The 19482-nt window shown below is 63.0% G+C and carries 19 protein-coding genes; 12 read left to right on the top strand and 7 right to left on the bottom strand.

All coding sequences use genetic code 11. From position 1 onward, the window contains the following. Positions 1-14 precede the first annotated feature (14 nt). Positions 15-542 (bottom strand): hypothetical protein, encoded by a 528-nt coding sequence (locus tag ACPPVR_RS34545; RefSeq protein WP_426610987.1) that lies wholly within the window; start codon positions 540-542, stop codon positions 15-17. A 533-nt stretch (positions 543-1075) separates the two neighbouring features. Between ACPPVR_RS34545 and ACPPVR_RS34540 the strand changes: the two genes are divergently transcribed. Beyond that, positions 1076-3916 (top strand): ATP-binding protein, encoded by a 2841-nt coding sequence (locus ACPPVR_RS34540; protein ID WP_426610986.1) that lies wholly within the window; start codon positions 1076-1078, stop codon positions 3914-3916. A 12-nt stretch (positions 3917-3928) separates the two neighbouring features. On the opposite strand, the gene ACPPVR_RS34535 is transcribed toward ACPPVR_RS34540, so the two are convergent. From ACPPVR_RS34535 to ACPPVR_RS34515, 5 genes are all read right to left on the bottom strand, one after another. After that, positions 3929-4741, bottom strand: a complete 813-nt coding sequence (locus ACPPVR_RS34535; RefSeq protein ID WP_426610985.1) for a class I SAM-dependent methyltransferase — start codon at positions 4739-4741, stop codon at positions 3929-3931. A 93-nt stretch (positions 4742-4834) separates the two neighbouring features. Next, a complete protein-coding gene (locus ACPPVR_RS34530) occupies positions 4835-5374 on the bottom strand; it encodes a VOC family protein (RefSeq protein ID WP_426610984.1) in 540 nt (179 codons plus the stop codon). Positions 5375-5399: 25 nt separating this feature from the next. Next, a complete protein-coding gene (locus ACPPVR_RS34525; RefSeq protein WP_426610983.1) occupies positions 5400-6368 on the bottom strand; it encodes a Bug family tripartite tricarboxylate transporter substrate binding protein in 969 nt (322 codons plus the stop codon). Positions 6369-6380: 12 nt separating this feature from the next. Next, positions 6381-7274 (bottom strand): MBL fold metallo-hydrolase, encoded by an 894-nt coding sequence (locus ACPPVR_RS34520; protein ID WP_426610982.1) that lies wholly within the window; start codon positions 7272-7274, stop codon positions 6381-6383. A gap of 4 nt (positions 7275-7278) precedes the next feature. Continuing rightward, positions 7279-8487, bottom strand: a complete 1209-nt coding sequence (locus ACPPVR_RS34515; RefSeq protein WP_426610981.1) for an ABC transporter substrate-binding protein — start codon at positions 8485-8487, stop codon at positions 7279-7281. A gap of 167 nt (positions 8488-8654) precedes the next feature. Here ACPPVR_RS34515 and ACPPVR_RS34510 point away from each other — a divergent pair, with 167 nt between their 5' ends. Genes ACPPVR_RS34510 through ACPPVR_RS34500 form a run of 3 tightly spaced genes read left to right on the top strand, consistent with a single transcriptional unit; the run spans position 8655 to position 10738 of the window. Beyond that, positions 8655-9350 (top strand): TetR/AcrR family transcriptional regulator, encoded by a 696-nt coding sequence (locus ACPPVR_RS34510; RefSeq protein WP_426610980.1) that lies wholly within the window; start codon positions 8655-8657, stop codon positions 9348-9350. Beyond that, entirely contained in the window at positions 9328-9879 is a 552-nt protein-coding gene (locus ACPPVR_RS34505; RefSeq protein WP_426610979.1) for a carboxymuconolactone decarboxylase family protein, read from the top strand. The genes ACPPVR_RS34510 and ACPPVR_RS34505 overlap by 23 nt, the downstream gene beginning before the upstream one ends. A 10-nt stretch (positions 9880-9889) precedes the next feature. Then, on the top strand, positions 9890-10738 hold the full coding sequence (locus ACPPVR_RS34500) for an SDR family NAD(P)-dependent oxidoreductase (RefSeq protein ID WP_426610978.1): 849 nt from the start codon (positions 9890-9892) through the stop codon (positions 10736-10738). Between the two features lie 59 nt (positions 10739-10797). Here the strand turns inward: ACPPVR_RS34500 and ACPPVR_RS34495 are convergent, their stop codons facing one another. Continuing rightward, positions 10798-11097, bottom strand: a complete 300-nt coding sequence (locus ACPPVR_RS34495) for a hypothetical protein (RefSeq protein ID WP_426610977.1) — start codon at positions 11095-11097, stop codon at positions 10798-10800. Positions 11098-11654: 557 nt separating this feature from the next. Between ACPPVR_RS34495 and ACPPVR_RS34490 the strand changes: the two genes are divergently transcribed. The 8 genes from ACPPVR_RS34490 to ACPPVR_RS34455 all read left to right on the top strand — a co-directional run bounded on the left by ACPPVR_RS34490 (position 11655) and on the right by ACPPVR_RS34455 (position 19474). Continuing rightward, entirely contained in the window at positions 11655-12497 is an 843-nt protein-coding gene (locus ACPPVR_RS34490; protein ID WP_426610976.1) for a shikimate dehydrogenase, read from the top strand. A gap of 23 nt (positions 12498-12520) precedes the next feature. Further along, on the top strand, positions 12521-13369 hold the full coding sequence (locus tag ACPPVR_RS34485; RefSeq protein WP_426610975.1) for an amidohydrolase family protein: 849 nt from the start codon (positions 12521-12523) through the stop codon (positions 13367-13369). A gap of 26 nt (positions 13370-13395) precedes the next feature. Next, positions 13396-14550, top strand: a complete 1155-nt coding sequence (locus ACPPVR_RS34480; protein ID WP_426610974.1) for an ABC transporter substrate-binding protein — start codon at positions 13396-13398, stop codon at positions 14548-14550. 217 nt (positions 14551-14767) lie between these two features. Beyond that, positions 14768-15289, top strand: coding sequence for a hypothetical protein (locus ACPPVR_RS34475; RefSeq protein WP_426610973.1), 522 nt, complete (start codon positions 14768-14770; stop codon positions 15287-15289). A 32-nt stretch (positions 15290-15321) separates the two neighbouring features. Further along, positions 15322-15906, top strand: coding sequence for a HutD/Ves family protein (locus tag ACPPVR_RS34470; RefSeq protein ID WP_426610972.1), 585 nt, complete (start codon positions 15322-15324; stop codon positions 15904-15906). A 114-nt stretch (positions 15907-16020) separates the two neighbouring features. Next, positions 16021-17217, top strand: coding sequence for an adenylate/guanylate cyclase domain-containing protein (locus ACPPVR_RS34465; protein WP_426610971.1), 1197 nt, complete (start codon positions 16021-16023; stop codon positions 17215-17217). A gap of 240 nt (positions 17218-17457) precedes the next feature. Continuing rightward, complete coding sequence (locus ACPPVR_RS34460; protein WP_426610970.1) at positions 17458-18573, top strand: DUF2336 domain-containing protein; 1116 nt, start codon at positions 17458-17460, stop codon at positions 18571-18573. Between the two features lie 103 nt (positions 18574-18676). After that, positions 18677-19474 (top strand): adenylate/guanylate cyclase domain-containing protein, encoded by a 798-nt coding sequence (locus tag ACPPVR_RS34455; RefSeq protein WP_426610969.1) that lies wholly within the window; start codon positions 18677-18679, stop codon positions 19472-19474. The last annotated feature ends 8 nt before the right edge of the window (positions 19475-19482 follow it).

Raw genomic sequence — 19482 nt, 5'->3', positions numbered from 1 at the left:
GACGGCGCCGCCCGTCAGTTGTTCCTGAGTGCAGCACGCTCGATGCTGGCGGCGAACTCCGGCGTTTCGCTCTGATTGTGGGCGATCGAGGCGGGTTGGCGCTGGGCGCGGAACAGGTCGAACGGGATGCCCTGCTTGCCGATGAACGCCATGAACTCGTCGGTGGCATGCGAGCGGACGCGGTTGGTGAACTCGCACTTGCCGGGTTCAATCTCCCTGACGCGCAGCTCCCAGGTCACGTGAATGGTGGTGCGCCCGGTCGGCGTGAACACGTCGGAGGTCGAATCGAGAATCAGATGGTCCTTCTCGCCGAGCGTTTCGACGTAGTGCTGCACCATCAGGCTGCCGCCGATGGTCTCGACGTTGATCGACATGCGCTTGCCGTCCGGTGCCGTCGTGTAGCCCGCGGCGATGTGCGCCGGCGAGCAGCCCTGATAGTCGCGCTCGGACAGGTTGAAGCACCACGTCGGAATATCGATCCGGTCGATCGGTGCATTGATGATGGCGGTGAAGCTGGAATCGACGATCTGGTTGCTGGTCATGGCTAAGTCTCCTGGTTGCGTTGCGCGCCGTTGACGTGATCGAGACTTCACGGCCCCGTGTTGCGACCTGCGTGACGCTGTCGCAGATCGATCGGCCGTTCGTCCTGGAGATACTTTGGTGCGGACGATCGAAATTTGCTCGTTATCGATTGTTATGGATCGTTAGCCCTCGCGGAGCCGTGCGAAGCCCGCAAAAGCGAGCTGGCAGGAGCTCACCGGGGGGTCGTAGGACCACGTGTTAGGGGCTGAGAGATTTTGTTATGGCCGGCGATCTTCGCGGGATGCGACAAGCCCGCCCATCCTGATCAAACGGTCCGCATGGGGTCGTCGATGAATTTGCAAGCCATTGGCTTTTAAGACGAAAATGCCGGCGGGATGGCTCGCAGGGTGGCGGTCCGTCATGTCGGATATGGCGCAGCAGCACTACTTTTTGTCTCGAGGATCGGATATCACGATCCGTACGACGCCAATCTTCACCGCCTTTTCGCAATCACCCGAATTGGGCCGCGCCACACCAAGAACAACGCCAATCAATGCCGACAGCGCAGAACACGGAGATCATTTCGTTCGGTCCTTTCCGCCTCAGTCTGACCGAGCGCGTGCTGACCAGGAATAGCGAGCAGGTGGAGCTCCGCGGTCGGGCCTACGATCTCCTGGTGGCGCTGTTGTCGCGCCCCAACGAATTGATCAGCAAGGCTGAGCTGCTGCGGCAGGTGTGGCCAGGCCTGGTCGTCGAGGAAGGCGCCTTGCGCTTTCACATCACCAACCTTCGCAAGGCGCTCGGTGAGGGCAGCGATGGCAATCGCTATATCGTGACCTCGTCCGGGCGCGGCTATACCTTCGTCGCCCAGATTGCGCGCTCATCCGATCAGGCGCTGCCCGCAGGCGATGCGCCCTCCTTTCAGCAGGCCAATCTGCCCGTGCGTCTGCCGATGATCGACCGCGAGGTGGAGATCGAGGAGATACCGGCGCGGCTGACGGCGACGCGTTTCGTGACCATCGTGGGCGCCGGCGGCGTCGGCAAGACGACGCTTGCGATCGCCGTCGGACATCGGCTGATGAAGAGCTTCGACGGCGCACTGCTCTTTGTCGATCTCAGCATGGTCAGCGATCCGACCCTGGTGGGGACGGTCGTGGCATCGCTGCTCGGTTTGTCGGTGCAATCCAGCGACGCGACGCCGAGCATCGTTGCCTATCTCCGGGACAAGCGGATTTTGCTGATCCTCGATACCTGCGAGCATCTGGTCGATCCCGTGGCTGCGTTCGCGTCGTCGGTGTTTGCGGCTGCACCGAACGTTCACATTCTGGCGACGAGCCGCGAAGCGCTTCAGACCGATGGCGAGAATGTCTACCGGCTCGACACACTGGCCTGTCCGCCCGAAGGCACAGAGCTGACGGCTGAGATCGTCCGGACATTTCCGGCGGTCCAGCTCTTCGTCGAGCGGGCCCGCGCGAGCGGCGCGCAGCTGCATTTCAGCGACGATGAGGCGCCCGTTGTCGCGAGCATGTGCCGCAGGCTTGACGGTGTCGCACTGGCCATCGAGCTCGCGGCCCGCCGCGTCGAGAGCTATGGGGTGCATGGGACGGCAGAATTGCTCGATCAACGGCTTGCGCTCTCCTGGCTTGGGCCGAGGAGCGCCCCGCCTCGGCAGAGGACGCTGCACGCAACTCTGGACTGGAGTTTCGGCCTTCTTTCCGATTTGGAGCGGGTCGTTCTCTGCCGGCTTGCCGTCTTCGTTGGACATTTCACGCTCGATGCCGTCATCGCCGTGTGCGGACGCGACGTTGCCCGCAAGGATATTCTCGGCGCGATCGACAGCCTCATCGCGAAATCCATGATCGCAACGCGCCCGGTCGGAACCGTGATGAGCTATCGCCTCCTGGACACCACGCGCGCCTACGCGCTGGACATTCAGATCGCCGAGGACGAAGCCCGCGACCTCGCCGTCCGGCATGCGACCTACTACCGCGATTGGCTGGAGCAGCGCGGACGCGACTGGGCCACTCTCTCCACCGGCGCGGAACGCACCTCGCATTTCGCCAGCATCAACAATGTGCGAGCCGCGCTCGACTGGTGTTTCGGCGAGAGCGGGGATATCAGGCGCGGCATTCAGCTCGCCGCTGCGGCCGTCGACGTCTTTCTGGCCATGTCCTTGCTGGCGGAGTGTCACCGCTGGTCCGAGCGCGGGTTGATCGCGCTCGACGCGGACGCCATCGGAAGCTCCGATGAGATGCGTCTCCAGGCGGGCATCGGGGTCTCTTCGTCGCAGATGTACGGAGAGAGCGATGCCGTCAATGATGCGCTGAACAGGAGCCTCGCCATTGCAGAGGCGAGGGGCGAGACGGCCTACGAGGCCGGATTGCTCAACATGCAATACATCTTCCACGGCCGCAGCGGGCATTTCAGGATATTGCTCGACTACGCCCGGCGCTGCCACGGGCTTGCCGAAAGATCAGGCGATCTCGCAATCAGGACGCTGGCGCATTCCGGACTCGGCATGGCCTTGCAGTTTTCAGGCGATCTCGCCGGCTCGCGCCGCGAACTTGAGGCCCTGATGGGAATCCTGTCGCACACCCAGCAGGGCTCCGTTCTGCTGGGCTACGATCCGCATTACCGGTCGATCGTCGCCTTGGCGCGGACGCTTTGGCTGCATGGCTATCCGGACCAGGCCGCGGATCGCGCGAGAGAGGCGGTCAAGGCCTCGGAAGCCATGGGTCATTCGGCCGCGCTGGCCCTGGTGCTGGCCGGTGCGGGAACCGTCTTTCTCTGGCGCGGCGATCTCGATGCCGCCCAACATTACGTCGATCGCTCCTATTCGCTGGCCGAGGCAAACGGCATGGGCCCGCTGATGGCGATCGGGCGATGCCGCAAGGCCGAATTGACCATCCGCAGGGGGGACGTGAGGCAAGGCGTCGACGATTTGCGCGCCGGCCTCAAGCCCATTCACGCAGCGCGCCACGAACTGCTCACCACCGAATTCAACATGGAGCTAGCGCTCGGCCTCCTCGCGCTTGGCCAGGCCGGCGAGGGCCTCGCTCTCGTCAACGCGGCGATCGATCGGGTGAATGGAAGCGGCGAGCTGTTCCAGATGCCCGAACTGCTGCGCGTGAAGGGCAAGCTTCTTGCCGCAACGCCGGGCGCGAGCCGAGACGAGGCGGAAGCCTGCTTCCGGCAGTCCATCGAGCTCGCACGCGCGCAGAGCGCTCGATCCTGGGAGCTGCGGGCGGCGACCGATCTGGCGGCATTCATGGCCGATACCGGACATCGCGATAGTGCGAGGCGATTACTTCAAGATGTATTCGGCGCCTTCGCAGAAGGCTTCGGGACGACAGATATCGAAGCTGCGGCCAAATTACTCGCCGGGCTGGCGTAGTACCTCCTCGAACTACCGACGAGCCTCGATCACCACAGCTTGAATTTTGCCCTCGATCGGCCCGGAGCCGTGGCGCGTTCGGATCGCCTCGGCAACGATGTCGGTTGCAGCCTGAAGCTTGCTGGCATCTATTGCCTCGATCTCGTTGCGCAGCGGCGTGCCCTGGCAGAGCGCGATCGCGACATACTCGGCCGACGGCGCCCGGCTGATTTCGGATCGCGTTTCAATCGATATGTCGCGGAAGCCTGCGCGTTCGAGGTCGGTTCTGATGACGTCCCTGTCGCAATAGCCGTGCGGCGTCCGGATCATGAAACGAGGCTGATTATCGGGAAACATCTTGCCGAGCGCAATCGTTGCATGATGCGTGAAGACATTGTCCTCGATCCGGTCCCAGACGTTGAACACGAATGTGCCATCCGACTTCAGGACCCGTTTCACTTCTTCGTAAGCCTTGACGCGATCCGGAAAGAACATCGCGCCGAACTGGCAGCAGACTACGTCGAATTCAGCATCGCCGAAGGGCAGGGTCGATGCATCAGCCTGACGCCAGGTGATGCGATCATCCTCCGCCTGACGCTGCGCTGCGACCGCGAGCATCGGCTCGTTGAGGTCGGTCGAAACATAGCGGATGCCGCGCGGCAGCGCCGCCGCTACGGCGCGCGTCACCGCACCGGTGCCTGCGGCGATCTCGAGCAAAACCGAAGGAGAGAGAGCCGCGACACGTCTTGCGATCTCGTCGGCATAAACGGAGAAGATCATCGGGACGAGATATTCGTCGTAGATCTTCGGGATCGACCCGGCGAAAACCTTGTCAGTCGCGGACATGCTTGCCTCGCTGAACTCTTGGACAGGACGGGGATCCTATCATGGATCGTCCGCCCCGGAACGGCATGACTTGTCCAGACGAGGCGAAAGGCTCTACGATTTCGCGCCTCCGACCTCACGGATCGGCCGGGCGCCGTCCCAGTTCATCGCCGCCTGCCGGACCTTCTCGAAGAACGGGCCCTTGGTGCCGCTGATGTCGGAGATCTCGATCACCGTGCCCGGATGCGACTGCGTATCGAAATAGGCAAAGCGTCCCTTGTCGCCGCCGATCTGGCCCTCATGGCCGATCCTGTAGCCGAGCCCGATCGCCTTGTCGTAGAGCGCCTGGTAGTCGTGGCTCCAATAGGACATGTGCTGAAGGCCTTCGTGGCCGGCGTCGAGAAACTCCTTGTAGAGCGAGGGCGCGTCGTTGCGCTGCTGGATCAGCTCGATCTGGAGATCGCCGGAATTGGCCAGCGCAATGCTCATCTCGACCGCGGAGTTTTGGCCGCGATGGCGGAACCAGTCGGTCTTGACGCGGTCCATGTAATACCAGGGGCCGACGCCCATCACGTCGATCCAGTGCTTCATCGCGGCGTGGATATCCCGCACCACATATCCGTTCTGGCGCACCGCGCCGAAGATGCGGCTCATGCCCGCGCTCCTGTTGCTGTCTTGCTCACTTGACCTCGATGCCCGCGTCCCTGGCAACCTGCTTCCAGGCCGCGATGTCGCGGGCGTTGATGTCGCGCTGCTCGTCGCCAGGCACGAATTGCGGCGTGATGCCGAGCGCAAGCAGCTTCTCCTTCACCTCGGCATCGCCGAGCGCCTCCTTCAGTGCGGCCGACAGCTTTTGTGCGATCGGTTCGGCAAGGCCTGCCGGCGCATACATCGCCCAGGACAGGCTGCGGTCGAATGGCACGCCCTGTTCCTTGTAGCTGGCGACATCAGGCAGGCTCGGCGAGCGCTCGCCGCAGGCGGCCAGCGCCTTGATCGAGCCGTCCTTCACCAGCGGCGTCGCGGTCGCCATGTCGAGAGTGGCGAGCGAAATGTGACCGCCGAGCAAATCGCCGGCAAGTTTCGCGATGCCGTTGAACGGAACGTGCTCCATCTTGATGCCGGTCTGCTGCGTCAAAATCTCGGCGCAGAACTGCCCGGTCGAACCGACACCCCAACTGCCGTACTGGATCGCTTCGCCCTTCTTGGCAAGCGCGATCAGGCCCTTGATGTCATCGGCAGGAAAATCCTTGGTCGCGACCAGCATGATCGAGGACGTGCCGATGCGGCCGATCGTCGTAAAATCCTTGATCGAATCGTAAGGCAGCTTTGGATAGATTGCGGGGGCCAGCACATGCGTGGTCATGCCGCCGACGGTGATGGTGTAGCCGTCATTCGCTGATGCCGCGACCATCTGCGTGCCGAGCGTGCCGGCGGCACCGGTATGGTTCTCGATATAGATGCTCTGTCCCAGCGTTTTGCCCATCCGGTCCGCCAGCAGCCGGCCGATCACGTCGCCACCGCCGCCGGCCGCGTAGGGCAGCAGCATCCTGATCTTGTGCGTGGGATAGGCGCTGGGATCCTCGGCGCGCGCGGTGAGCGCCGACGACAACAATGCGAGCAATGAGAGCGTGACGATGCGCAGCTTCATGAGTGCCTCCCCCTAATCCCAAAAACGAAACCGGTATGCCTCGCCATGCCGAATCACGCGGCCCGCGGTCGGCGCCGGAAAATGGCCGGTGAGCAGATAGCTCGGCGTATCCGCGAGCTCTTCGAGCAACGCCATTCGCGTCGCGACCGCTGCGGCTGGATCGACATCGGCGGCATTCGACAGCCACGGCGCCGCGCACTGGATCGGATGATGGATGACGTCGCCCGACATCACCGCGTGATCGTGGCCGCCATCGAGGTGAATCTGCATGTTGCCGGCGGTGTGGCCCGGCGCCGGCGCGAAGCGCAAGGCGGCGTCGCGATCGTCGAACAGGCGGTGATCGGTCTCGACGAATTCGGCGAGCCCGGCCACGACCACCGGCAGCACGGAGTCCTCGAACGAGCCGTGGTTCACGGGATTCTTCGGCGCCGCATTGTGTGCGGCCTCGAAGTGACGATATTCATCGCGGCCCATCAGATAGCGCGCGTTGGGGAAGGTCGGCACCCAGCGGCCGTCGATCAGGCGCGTATTCCAGCCGACGTGATCGACATGCAGATGCGTGCACATCACGAAGTCGACCTGTTCGGGCGCGACGCCAAGCGCCTGCATGTTTTCCAGATAAGGCTGGTTGAGATCGTTCCATACCGGCACGCGCGGCCGAGGCTTGTGATTGCCGCAGCAGGTATCGACGATCGCGGTCCAGCGCGGCGTCCGCACCAGATAGGAGTGGTGGCTGAGGATGAAGCGGCCGGTCTCCGGCTCGACATAGCGGTGATCAAGCCAGCTGCGATTCTCCGCAATCACCTCATCGGTGACGTTGGCGAACAGCCAGGTCTTGTCGAAAGCGAGCGCGGGGATCTCGCTGACGAGATCGACCCGCATGCTGCCAACCCTGACCTGCCGCATTTGCTCAGTTCTTCAGGAGATCGCCGAACGGCACCCAGCGCGTGCCGTCGAAGCGGATCAGCTGAAGGCTCGTCATCGGCGTAGTGTGCTCAGGCGAGTTGTTGACCGCGGTGCCGTTGATCAGCATCGGTAGGTGCACGTCCTTGAGACTCGTCGCCTGCTTCATCACATTGGCGCGGGTGAGGTCGTTGCCGGACGCCTTCAGCACGCTCACCAGCGTCTGCGCGATGGTGTAGCCATAGACGTTGAGCCAGTCGCTCTTGTTGGAGTCAGGAAGGTACTTGTCCATGAAGGCGGCCCATTCCTTATAGCCGGCATCGTCCTTTGAGGCCGGATCGGTCGCGTCCTTCAGATACTGGCTGGAGATGACGCCGGTGGAATTGTCCTTGCCGGCTGGCTCCAGCACGCCGCTGATCGAAGCCGAGACGTTGGAGATGATGGTCACGGGCTTCCAGCCGATTTCGCCGATCTTGCGGATAGCCTGGGCCGCGAACTTCGGCGTCGCCGCCACCAGCACCACATCGGCGCCGGCAGTCTTCAGTTGCAGGATCTGGGTGTCCACGGTCGGTGCCGAGGTCTCATAAGCCGCGCGCGCCACGATGGCCTCGCCGCCGCCAAGCCCTTCCTCCAGCGCCTTCAGATAGTCCTTGCCGAGATCGTCGTTCTGGTAGAGCACGCCGATCTTCGCATTGGCATGGCTCGCCTTGATGTACTTTGCGTAGGCGATCGCCTCGTCGCGATAGGTGGGTTGCCAGCCGACCGTCCACGGAAAGTTCTTTGGATCGTCCCATTTCGCCGCGCCCGATCCCAGGAAGAGCTGCGGCACCTTGCGGTCGTTGAGATATTTGTGCACGGCGCTGTTGGTTGGCGTTCCGACGCCGCCGAAGATCAGCAGCACCTCGTCGCTCTCGACCAGCCGCCGCGTCTGCTCCACCGTCTTCGGCGGGCTATAGGCGTCATCCGCAATGATCATCTGGATCTGCCGCCCGTTGACGCCGCCGTCGTCGTTCACTTTCCGGAAATACGCCTCCGCCGATTTCGCGATTTGCGCGAAGGCCGAGACCGGGCCACTCAGCGGCGCGGTGGTGCCGATCTTGATGGTCTTGTCGTCGGCGCCGGGATCATATTTGCTTTGGGCTTGAGCGGTGCTTGCTGTGAGCAGCGGCAGCAGGATGCAGGCCGCGGCCAAGCGAAGGCGGGCAAAGCGCGCCATGAAATCGTCTCCCCAAATTTGCTCTCCGCCTCTCAATGGAGCGGAGTTGAAACGCGAGAACAGCGCCAGCAAGTGAACTTGCTGGCCACGACCGTCGCCGGCAGACCGGCAAACGAACGATCGTTCGTATGGTTGACTAGCGAACGATCGTTCGTTAGTCAAGTCGCATGGCTGTCCAGACGTCCTCTGCCGCGGAAGCGGCTGCGCCTTCCACGCGCGAACGCATCCTCACCGAGGCGCTCAATCTGTTCGCGCAGAGCGGCTATGGCGGCGCCTCGATGCGCGAGCTGGCGCGCCGCGTCGGCATCCGCGAGAGCAGCCTCTATAACCATTTCTCCGGCAAGGCCGCGATCCTGGAAGCGATCGTTGCCGAGCATGGCCCCGCAAGCTCGGCGAGCCGGCTGGAGGAGCCGCGCTACAAGCAGCTGGCGCGCCAGCCCGCCGCGTTCTGCCGGCAGTTTGCGTTGGACCTCGTCGAGCAATGGTCCGACCCGCGCGAGCACCAGTTCCAGAAGGTCATCACCGCCGAGCGCAACCGCGTGCCCGGCATTCGCGCCAAATTCGCCGATCATTTTTACGCGCGCGAGCAGAGCATGATGACGGACTATTTTCGCGGTTTTGCATTGGCCGGCCTGGTGTCCACACCGGATCCGCGCGAGACCGCGCGGCTGTTCGCTGCCGGGCTGATCTACATCCGCCTCGAGCATTATGTGATGGGCGCAGCCCCTTCGCCGCGGCCGAATGTGATCGAGGTGATCGACCGTTATCTCGCCTTCTTCCTGTCGCTGATTGCGGCAGGCAATGACGACAACAAGAAACGAAAACCCAAGGGAGAAACGCGTGGCAAGGCTGCCCCTGATTGATCCGGAAACGACAAGCGGCGACATCCGCGCTTCGTTCGACCGCATGCCGGTCAAGCTCAACATCTTTCGCATGATGGCCCATGCCGAGGCCAACATGATCCCGGCGATGCGGCTCGGCAATTCCATCCTGCACAAGCAGAAGCTCTCAGCCGTCAACCGCGAGCTGCTGATCCTCCAGGCCGCCCAACTCGAAGGCGGCGCCTATGAATGGCGCCAGCACGTGCCGATCGCGCTCGGTGTCGGCTGCACGCAGGCGCAGATCGATGCGGTGGAGCGCAGCGAGTACGATTCCGCGGCGCTGAGTGAGGCGGAGCGCGCGCTACTCAAATTTGGCCGCGAGGTGGTCGAAAACGTTCGCGTTCCCGCGACAAACTTTGCTGCCGCGCGAAAACATTTCAGCGACCAGGAGATCGTGGAATCCATCGTCGCGCTGGGCTTCTACATGATGATGGCGCGCCTGACCGAGGCGACCGAGACCGATCTCGATCCTGCGGCCGGCATGAAGGTCTATGAAGGCGGCAAGAAGTAGGGCGGCTCAGATGGCGGAAAACACCGAAACCAAGCCCGATCGCTACGTCCGCCCGCCCAGCGCGGAATCGCTCGGCGAAGCGCCGGGCAGGGGACGGTTGAAGGGCCGCCGCATCCTGATCGTCGGCGGCGGTCAGCGCGTGTTCGACACCGCCACCGATCCGATCGGCAACGGTCGCGCCATGAGCATTCTCAGCGCGCGCGAGGGCGCCAAGGTTGCGGTTGCCGATCTCAACCGCACCTCAGCCGAGCAGACCGTCAAGCGCATCACGGATGAGGGCGGCGAAGCTCTTGCGATCGCCGCCGATGTCACGTCTGAATCTGACGTTCAGCGCATGATCGACGAGGCGCACCGCGCCATGGGCGGTCTCGACGGCATGGTGCTGAACATCGGTACCTTCGGCAAGGTCGGCCTCGATGCCGTCAGCCCCGAAGAGTGGAACAAAATCTACGACGTCAATGTCCGCGGCCCGATGCTGTGCTGCCGCGCGGCATTGGCGAAGTTCGACAATGGCGGCGCCATCGTCTTCATCTCCTCGATCGCCGCGCTGAAGGCCGGCTCGCAGATGGCGGTGTATGATTCCTCCAAGGCTGCGCTCGGCGGCCTGATGCGCAACATCGCCCATGTCGGATCGCGCCGCGGCATCCGCGCCAATTTGGTTTATCCCGGCCTCGTCGATACCCCGAACGGCCGCGAAGCCGGCGCCGGCCGTCCCTCGCGTGGTAAGAGCAACGTTCCCTTCGGCCGTCAGGCGACAGCCTGGGAGATTGCCTATGCCGTGCTGTTCTTCCTCGCGGATGAAAGCGTCTACGTCACCGCGCAGACGCTCGCGGTCGATAGCGGGCTGAGCGGGATGTAAGGCGTAAGCGCAAGCCGGCACCATGGAATTCGAAGCCCCGGCCGCGCAGAGGCCTCTCTTTATTGCGGCGGTGCTGCAATCTCCGGGGGGTGCAATGCGTTCATCTGCTCAAGTGCTTCCAAGAGAGCCTCGCACGCCTTCGCGGCTTCAGCGAAGGTATGGAAGGGGGAGCCGCCAAGCTTGATTGCGGACTTGTTCGCCTGGACGGGTCGCCACGAGGCAACCAGGCCCGGCTTTCCGTGAAGGCCAGGACCGGTGCGGCTTTCGTTACTGATCACAAACGAAAATCCGCCGCTGCACGCCATCCAGATTTCAAGCGCATGCACCGGAGTATCGACGCGAACAAAGTGCAGGGCCATATGCCTTTCCAGAGTTTGCTTCGCAGAATTGGCCACAGGCGCAAGCCGTCAGGAATCCCGGACGGCCGCAAGGCCCGGGGTCTCTGATCCCTCGGCTCTCCATGCTGCTAAGTCGCCCGGGAGCAGAATGGGATCGCCTTCAACTTGCTTGTTGCGGCTGACACCCAAGCCAATGAGCCCGCCCAATACCAACGCGGAGCCTGCAATCATCAACCAATGCGGCAAGTCCAACACGGGCATTGCAATTCTCCTACTGAAAGGAGCGCGTTACGTAATTGCCTGCCGAAGCGCGAGCGGATCACCTTTAGGTAAGTGTAGATTATCGCGGTACTTCAAACGTCGTGCAAGTCACCCAAAAGGGGTGGGTTATTGACCTGAATTGCCACAGACGAGGGGAGGGGAAGGCGGCCGCTCAGTGGGCCGACGTCAATTTCCGTCCGTATCGCGGTTCCGAGATTCAGATTGCACGTGCTAGCCATTCCCTCTAATTGTCTTGGACAAATGACCAAATAAAATGGTCGCGCGCCGAATGGCGCCGTCGAGGATGGAAGCGCAGCATGTCGCAGGCGGACGGATTTGGGCTGGCGGGCATTATCGGACTCCCGGTCGCGCACTCTCGCTCTCCCGTGATTCAGAATTACTGGCTGAAGGCGCACGGCATCCGCGGCACTTATGTGCCGCTCGCCGTCAAGCCTGAACGGCTCGAGGATGCGCTCCGCGGACTTGTTGCGCTCGGCTTTCGCGGCTGCAACGTCACCATGCCGCACAAACTGACGGCGATGCCGCTGCTCGACCGCGTCAACGAGACCGCAAAACGCATCGGCGCCGTCAACACCATCGTCGTCGAAGCGGACGGCACGCTCTCCGGCTTCAACAATGACGGCAACGGCTTTGTGCAGAGCCTGCGCGATGCCAGGGCCGATTGGCGCGGCGATACGGGGCCGATCCTGCTGTTAGGGGCGGGCGGCGCATCGCGCGCGGTTGTCGTAGCGTTGCTTGAAAACGGCGCGCGCGAGATCCGCATCGCCAATCGTACGCCCGAGAAGGCGCAGGCGATCGCGAAGGAATTCGGTGCCGCCGTCAGCACCGTTGCGTGGGAGGATCGCGGCGCCGCGCTCGCGGATGTGGCGCTGCTCGTAAATTGCACTGACCGCGGCATGGTCGGCAAGGATGCGCTGGAGATCGACCTGTCGCGGCTCAAGCCCGCGACACTCACCGCCGATCTCATCTACACGCCGCTCGAGACGCCATTCCTCGCCGAGGCCCGCGCGCGCGGCTGTGTCACCGTGAACGGGCTCGGCCTGTTGCTCAATCAGGCCCGGCTCGCCTTCAAGGCGTGGTTCGGCGTCATGCCGGATGTGACGCCCGAACTGATCAAGGCCATCGAGGCGACGTTCTGAGACGCACGGGGAGTTTTTGCGCCATGACCTTGCCGGCGTCCCCCAGGATCGATTGCCACATCCACGCCATCGATCCCGTCCGCTTTCCCTATTCCGACGATACACCGTACCGGCCGAGCGGGCAGGAGATTGCGACCGCGGCGCAGCTGATCCGCGTGTTTGACGCTTTCGATGTTCGTCACGCGCTCGTGGTCGCGACCAACACCGGCTATGGCAGCGACAGCCGCATCCTGCTCGATACCCTGAAGCAGGGCGGCGGCCGCTTCAGGGGCGTCGCCGTCGTCGAGAACGATGTCGACATCAGGGAGCTCGAACGCCTGAAGGCCGCCGGCGTGATCGGGGTCGCCTATAACGTGCCGTTCCACGGCGCCGATTATTATCTCAAGACGGCGCCGCTTTTGGAGAAGCTGACGAGCCTCGATCTGTTTCTCCAGATCCAGGTCGAGAACGATCGGCTGATCCCGCTCTTGCCGCTGATCGAAAAGTCGCCCGTGCGTCTGGTGTTCGACCATTGCGGGCGTCCCACGGTTGCGCAGGGATTACAAGGCAAAGCCTTCCAGGCACTGCTGGCGATCGGCCGCGAACGCGACGCGCACATCAAACTCTCCGGCTATTACAAATTCTCGCAACAGCCGCATCCTTATGAGGATACCTGGCCGTTCATCGCCGCGCTGGTCGATGCTTTCACGCTCGACCGCTGCGTCTGGGGATCAGACTATCCATTCCTGCGCGCCGCTGAACGGCTCGACTACGGACCACTGCTCGCGGTGCTGACAAAACTGTTTCCGGACGCGAGCGATCAGCATCGCCTGTTATGGCGAACGCCGGCAAGACTGCTCGGCTTCGACGGCGCGGCGGATCAAACAAGATAACAACAGAACAAAACGGGAGGGACATCATGAGGCATCTTGCAGGGCCGCTCGGCCTCGTCATCACAGCATCACTGTGGGCGGGTGGGGCTAGCGCGCAGAGCACCGTGTACATCCCCGATGTCATCGAGCTGTCCGGCCCGGGCGCGGTCTCCGGCACCAACTGGCGCGACGGCGTCGCGCTCGCGGTCGACGAGATCAACAATGCCGGCGGCATTCTGGGCCGCAAAATCCAGACCGAGCATCTGGACACCCAGAGCAACCCCGGCATCTCGCGCGCGCAGGTGCAGAAGGTGTTGGACAAGGATCCCTATGTCGTGCTCGGGCCGATCTATTCCGGTTCGGTCAAGGTCAACATGGCGCTGACGCAGCAGGCGGAGGTCCCGCAGATCGTCGGCGCCGAGGCCGCCGACATCACCACGCAGGGCAATCCGTGGGTGTTCCGTACCGCCTTCGGCCAGCAATTCTCGATGCCGAAGATCGCCAACTATCTGCACGACAAGCTCAATGTGAAGTCGGTCGCGGTGGTCTGGGTCAACAATGATTTCGGCAAGGGCGGCCGCGACAATTTCGTGAAGGAGATGAAGGCGCGCAACATCGAAGTCGCAGCCGATATCTCCACCGAGCAGGGCCAGGTCGATTTCGGCTCGGATGTCATCAAGCTGAAAAGCGCCAAGGCCGACGCGATCTTCGTCTACACCAACGAGGAGGAAAGCGCGCGCTTCCTGATCGAGGCAAAGCGGCAGGGTCTTTCAACACCGTTGTTCGGCGAGACCACGCTGCTCAGTCAGAAAGTGGTCGAGCTCGCCGGCCCCGCTGCCAACGGCGTGCGCGGCCATGTCGGCCTCAGCGCCGACGCGCCGGTCCCCGCGATCGAGGAGTTCACGAGAAAATTCAGCGAGCGCTACAAATACCGACCCGACCACAACGGCATCAAGGGCTATACCGCCGTCTATCTCGTCAAATACGTCACCGAAAAGATCGGCAAGTTCGACAGCAAGGCCTTTGGCGCGACCATGAAGGGCCTGACCCTGACGCCCGACAAGGCGCCGGGCATGCTGATGGAAGCCAGCTGGGACCAGAACGGCGACATCGACCGCGCCAGCTTTCTCGCCGAGATCGTCGACGGCAAGCAGAAGATCGTCGAAACGCTGCCGAAGCTGAAGGCCGGCAAGGGCGAGTGAGGGGGCGTGTAGCGCGATGTCTCCCCAACGTCGCGAGTCGCGCAAGCCTCGCCCAACCGCGCGATGGGATCAAACTGCCGGGCAATTTTTGCAGCGTGCACAGTGCGGCGCAGCTTGCTGGCGAGCTCCATCGACGAAAGCCGATGAAAATCAACGACGCTTTCGCTGGCACAAATTTTGCTAAATATTTCCGCGCAATGACCGCAGGAATGAAGACGTGACCAACGTCAGCTACACCGTCCCGCCGAACTGGACCGCAGGCTCCGACAAGTCCGGCGCGAGCAGGAACAAGAATCCGAACGATCCGAACATGCTGACCACGGGCGCCTATGGCAATGCGTTCGAGCTGATGCTGGACAGCAAGACGGGCAGCGACGGCGCCACCACCGAAACGCTCACCTACAAGAGCTACAACGGCAAGACCAACGGCACGTTCTCCGCCACTGCGGAGACAGGCACGGGAGCCGATCTCTCGAGCGCCTATCAGTCGCTGCTCACCACGCTCCAGGCCAATGGCGAGATGGACGACAAAATCGCCAGCCAGCTCAACGACGCCATGGGCAAGCTCGATACCAAATCAGCCGGCGGCAGCACGGACGCCGCCGTCTCCGGCGGCGCGATGCTGGTGCAGGCCGGCGGCCCGGTCTCGTTCAACGGTATCTCGGCCTATCAGAACCAGTTCGTGGATTCGCTGGTCAACGAGCTGACCAACAGACTTCAGCTCGACGCCAAGGTGTGAGGCGGGAGCCTTTTTGTGGTAAACTCCAGGCCATGAAAGCCACGCTGCTGAAATCCGAAGACTACGCCCGCTCGCCATGGAAGAACGGCGGCGGCGTTTTCACCGATATCGCGGATGCGCATCGGGCAGATAGCCCGGTGAAGGATTGGGACAGCCTGCTGTGGCGCTTCGCCGCCACGCCGATCGTGGCGCCCGGGCCGTTCTCCCATATGCCGGGCATCGACCGTTTGCAGATGGTCGTCGGCGGGCGCGGGCTGGTGCTCAAAGCGCCGGGGCAGGAATTCGACGAGCGCGAGCCGTTCACCACCGTGCGCTTCACCGGTGAGCACGCGATCGTGACCGAGCTCGAGGCCGGTCCGGTCGAGGTTGTGAACTTGATGGCGCGGCGCGGCGCCGTGGAGATCGAACTCCTGGCACTCAGCGAGCCTGGCAATCGGCAATTGTCCGCCGGCACGCATCTGCTCTATGCGGCGCGCGGCGACTGCAGCATCCGTCTCGACGGCGCCGATTTTGCGATTTCGCACGAAAACACGTTGAAGGTCGAACTGACCGGGGCGTCGACGCTCGCGCTCGTCGCGGGGCTGGCAGTGCTGGGGTCTATCGAAATCGTCGCCTAAACGGCGATCCTGCCCACCAGGGCGATGCGTACAATCCGTGCAACTGGCCAGGTTGACGCCGTTGCGCCGGAACACGATATGTCGGTGACGTAGACCGCCGTCGAGGGCAGACAAATGAATGCGCCGCCAAACCATGAATCCCTCCGTTCCGGCAGCGACGCCGTCGTCGACTGGCTCACCAACGGCACGCGCGATCAGCGCTTCATCGACAACATCTTTGCCGAGATGTGCGTCCGGCTCCAGCAGGCCGGAATTCCGCTCAAGCGCGCGACGCTTCATATCCTGATCCAGCACCCGCAATGGTTGGGCGCCCGTTTCATGTGGTCCGACGGCATGCGCGAGGCGGAGCTCGCGCGGGTCGATTTCGATGTCAGGGAGCGCTCCGAATATATCGGCAGTTCAGCCAACGAGATACAGGACGGCGCCACCGAGGTGCGCGAGAATCTCGAACAGGATCCGGCGCTCGGCCGCAAGCACGCGCTCTATGACGAGATGCGGGCGAAGGGCCTGACCGACTATATCGCCTGGCCGCTCTACCATACCCTCGGCAAGCAGCATCTCATCACCTTCGCGACCGACCGCCGCGGCGGCTTCGACGAGGCGGATATCGTAGCGCTGAAGAAATTGTTGCCCGTGCTGGCGCTGGTCAGCGAAATCCGCGTCAAGAATCGCCTGGCGCGAACGCTGCTGGAGACCTATGTCGGCTCCCATGCCGGCGAGCTCATCCTGGCCGGCGCCACCAGGCGCGGCACTGGGACGACGGTGCGCGCCGCGATCATGATCTGCGATCTGCGCGAGTTCACCAGGATTTCCGACAACTGGCCGCGCGACGACGTCATCGATCTCCTCAACGATTATTTCGACGCGATGTCGGAGCCGATCGCGCGCCACGGCGGCGAAATCCTGAAGTTCATCGGTGACGGTCTGCTCGCCATCTTCCCGCTCAGCGCGCCTAACGCCTGCGCCAATTTGCTGCACGCCGTGACCGAGGCCCGTCAGGCCATGGTCGCCCTGAACGAGCGCAACAACGGTACGGGCCGCGCGCCGCTGAACTACGGCATCGGCGTCCATGTCGGCGACGTCATGTACGGCAATATCGGATCATCCAGCCGGCTCGACTTCACCGTCATCGGCCCCGCCGTCAACATGGCCTCGCGCCTCGAAGCCCTCACCAAGCAGCTCGGAAAGACGGTGCTGCTGTCGCGCGACTTTGCGGACCTTGTGGCGCGGGAGTTCGAGCTGGAGCGGATGGGCGAACACGCCGTGCGCGGCTTCAGCGAGCCGATCGAGTTGTTTGCGTTTCCCGGGTGAGGGCGATGTCCCCCGTCAGAGGCAGCGCTCGCCTGCGCAATGCAGACTGTTGAAGGCGGTCGTTTCGGCCAGCTCCCGCAATACCTAAAATCCAATCGATCCGATTAGGCGCGCCTTAAGCCCGGCTTGAGGCTGTCGGGGACGTTTTACCGCGCGTTGACGACTGAGGTGATGTTATCGCCTCGTTTGGTCCAAATCCCTTTTTGTCGTTTGATCGTTTTCAAAATTGCGAGCGCATCAATGGCTGTCACAGCGTCTTTCCTGGCCGAGTTGGACGAAGCGGTTGCGAGAGGAAATCCCGAGAGCTGTCTGCGGGCGCTCTGGCACGCGGCGGACATTCTGATCGCCGGCACTTATTCGGAAGAGCAGGTCTGGACTTTCGGCGAGGTCATCGGTCGCCTCGCGCAGGAGATCGAGACGAGCGCGCGGGCGAAGCTCGCAGGCAAGCTCGCCTGCAGCCCGAACGCGCCTTTCGCGCTGACACGGCAGATGGCCAGCGACGACTGCATCGACGTCGCGTGGCCGATTCTCAGCCAGTCGGAGCGCCTCGACACCGAGACCTTGATCGCGTGCGCCAAAAGCAAGAGCCAGCAGCATCTGCTTGCCATCTCGAAGCGGCAGGCGGTTCCGGAGGCGGTCACCGATGTGCTGGTGGTGCGGGGGTCGTCCGAGGTCGTCACCTCAGTCGCCTCGAACAAGGGAGCGAATTTCTCCAACTCCGGATTTCTTCATCTGGTCCGCCGCTCGGAAGGGGATTCGATCCTCGCGGAGTCGGTGGGCCTTCGAAAGGACATTCCCCGACATCTGTTCCACCAGCTGATCGCCAAAGCCTCCGAAGAGGTGCGGCAAAAGCTCCAGAAGGAGCGTCCGGATATCGAAGCCGCGATCCATCGCGTCGTTGTCGACGTCACCGGGGCCATTCACGCCCGGTTTGGCCCGGCTTCGAAGGATTACTTCACGGCCAAACGCACGGTCGCGAAGCTGCACGAGCGGGGCGAACTGACCGAAGACAAGGTCTTCGAGCTCGCCCACTCCCTCAAGTTCAACGAGACCACGGTCGCCTTGTCGTTGCTCTGTCAGCTGCCGATCGATATCGCGGAACGGGCCTTGATCGAGAAGGATCGCGAGCCGGCGTTGATCCTGGCCAAGTCTCTCGATTTCTCGTGGCCGACCACGATGGCGCTGCTGTTCCTGGGAGCGGACAACTACCGCATCACCGCCGGTGAGCTGGAGCGATTGAAGCTCGATTTCCACCGGTTGAATGTCAAAGCGTGCCGGGAGGTCGTCACCATCTACCGAACGCGGAAGGAAGAGGCTTTTGGTCGCTCATTTCAACAGCCGCGGCGGGTGATCTGAGATAGGCAAGCTAGCCGCGCCGCCATCCGGTTGCCAACGCAGCATTGTATGACTACGCTTTGCCCCAGGCCGCCCAGACGTTTCTTCGATTGGCCGCATGGTCATGCCAAAATTCCTTCGCATTGGACTCCATCAGTCGAACGTGTCCGGATACACCTCGAAAGCGTGGTGTGTCAGGCGCGTCGGCTCGGCGGTTTTCCTCAAATGGGGCGCCGTGGAGGTCCTAGGCGCCGGAGCCGGCCGCAAGGTCTATTGGACCCGTCTGCCGCAGGAGAAGACGGTTCGTTGCGGCACGGCGCAACGGGCCCAGGACTATGCAAAGGCCGCAATCGCGCGGCGCCGCAATCATCGCTATGAACCGCTGACCGGATCGATTGCGTCCCGGCCTCGATCCGCCGGCCGTGACGCCGGGCCCAAGCAAGCGCTCGCCACGATCCTGATCGTCGATATCGTCAGCTCCACCGAAAAGGCGGCAAAGCTCGGTGATACGCGTTGGACGAAAATCATGGGCCACTATTACGCCGCCGTCCGCAAGGAGCTGAAGAGCTCGCGCGGCAAGGAAGTCGTGACAACGGGCGATGGCGTGCTGGCGACATTCAAGGCGCCGGCTGCCGGGATCGGTTGCGCAACCGCGATCCGCAAGGCGGTGCGGACGCTGGGCCTCGACATCAGGGTCGGGCTGCATGCGGGCGAGTATACGATGAGCGGGGGCGAAATGGTCGGTCTCGCCTTCCACATCTGCACGCGCGTTGCCGCGAAAGCGCGTGCCGACGAGGTCCTGGTCTCGAGCGCGGTGAAGGACCTGCTGAAGTCGCAGTCCCAGATCCGTTTCAGGGATCACGGTGTTCACCAGCTCAAGGGCGTGCCAGAGCGGTGGCGGCTTTGGCGGGTGGAGTATTGAGGGGGACG

This window comes from Bradyrhizobium sp. McL0616 (assembly GCF_049993385.1).
Classification (GTDB): domain Bacteria; phylum Pseudomonadota; class Alphaproteobacteria; order Rhizobiales; family Xanthobacteraceae; genus Bradyrhizobium.
This window is presented reverse-complemented; position numbering and strand designations above follow the sequence as displayed.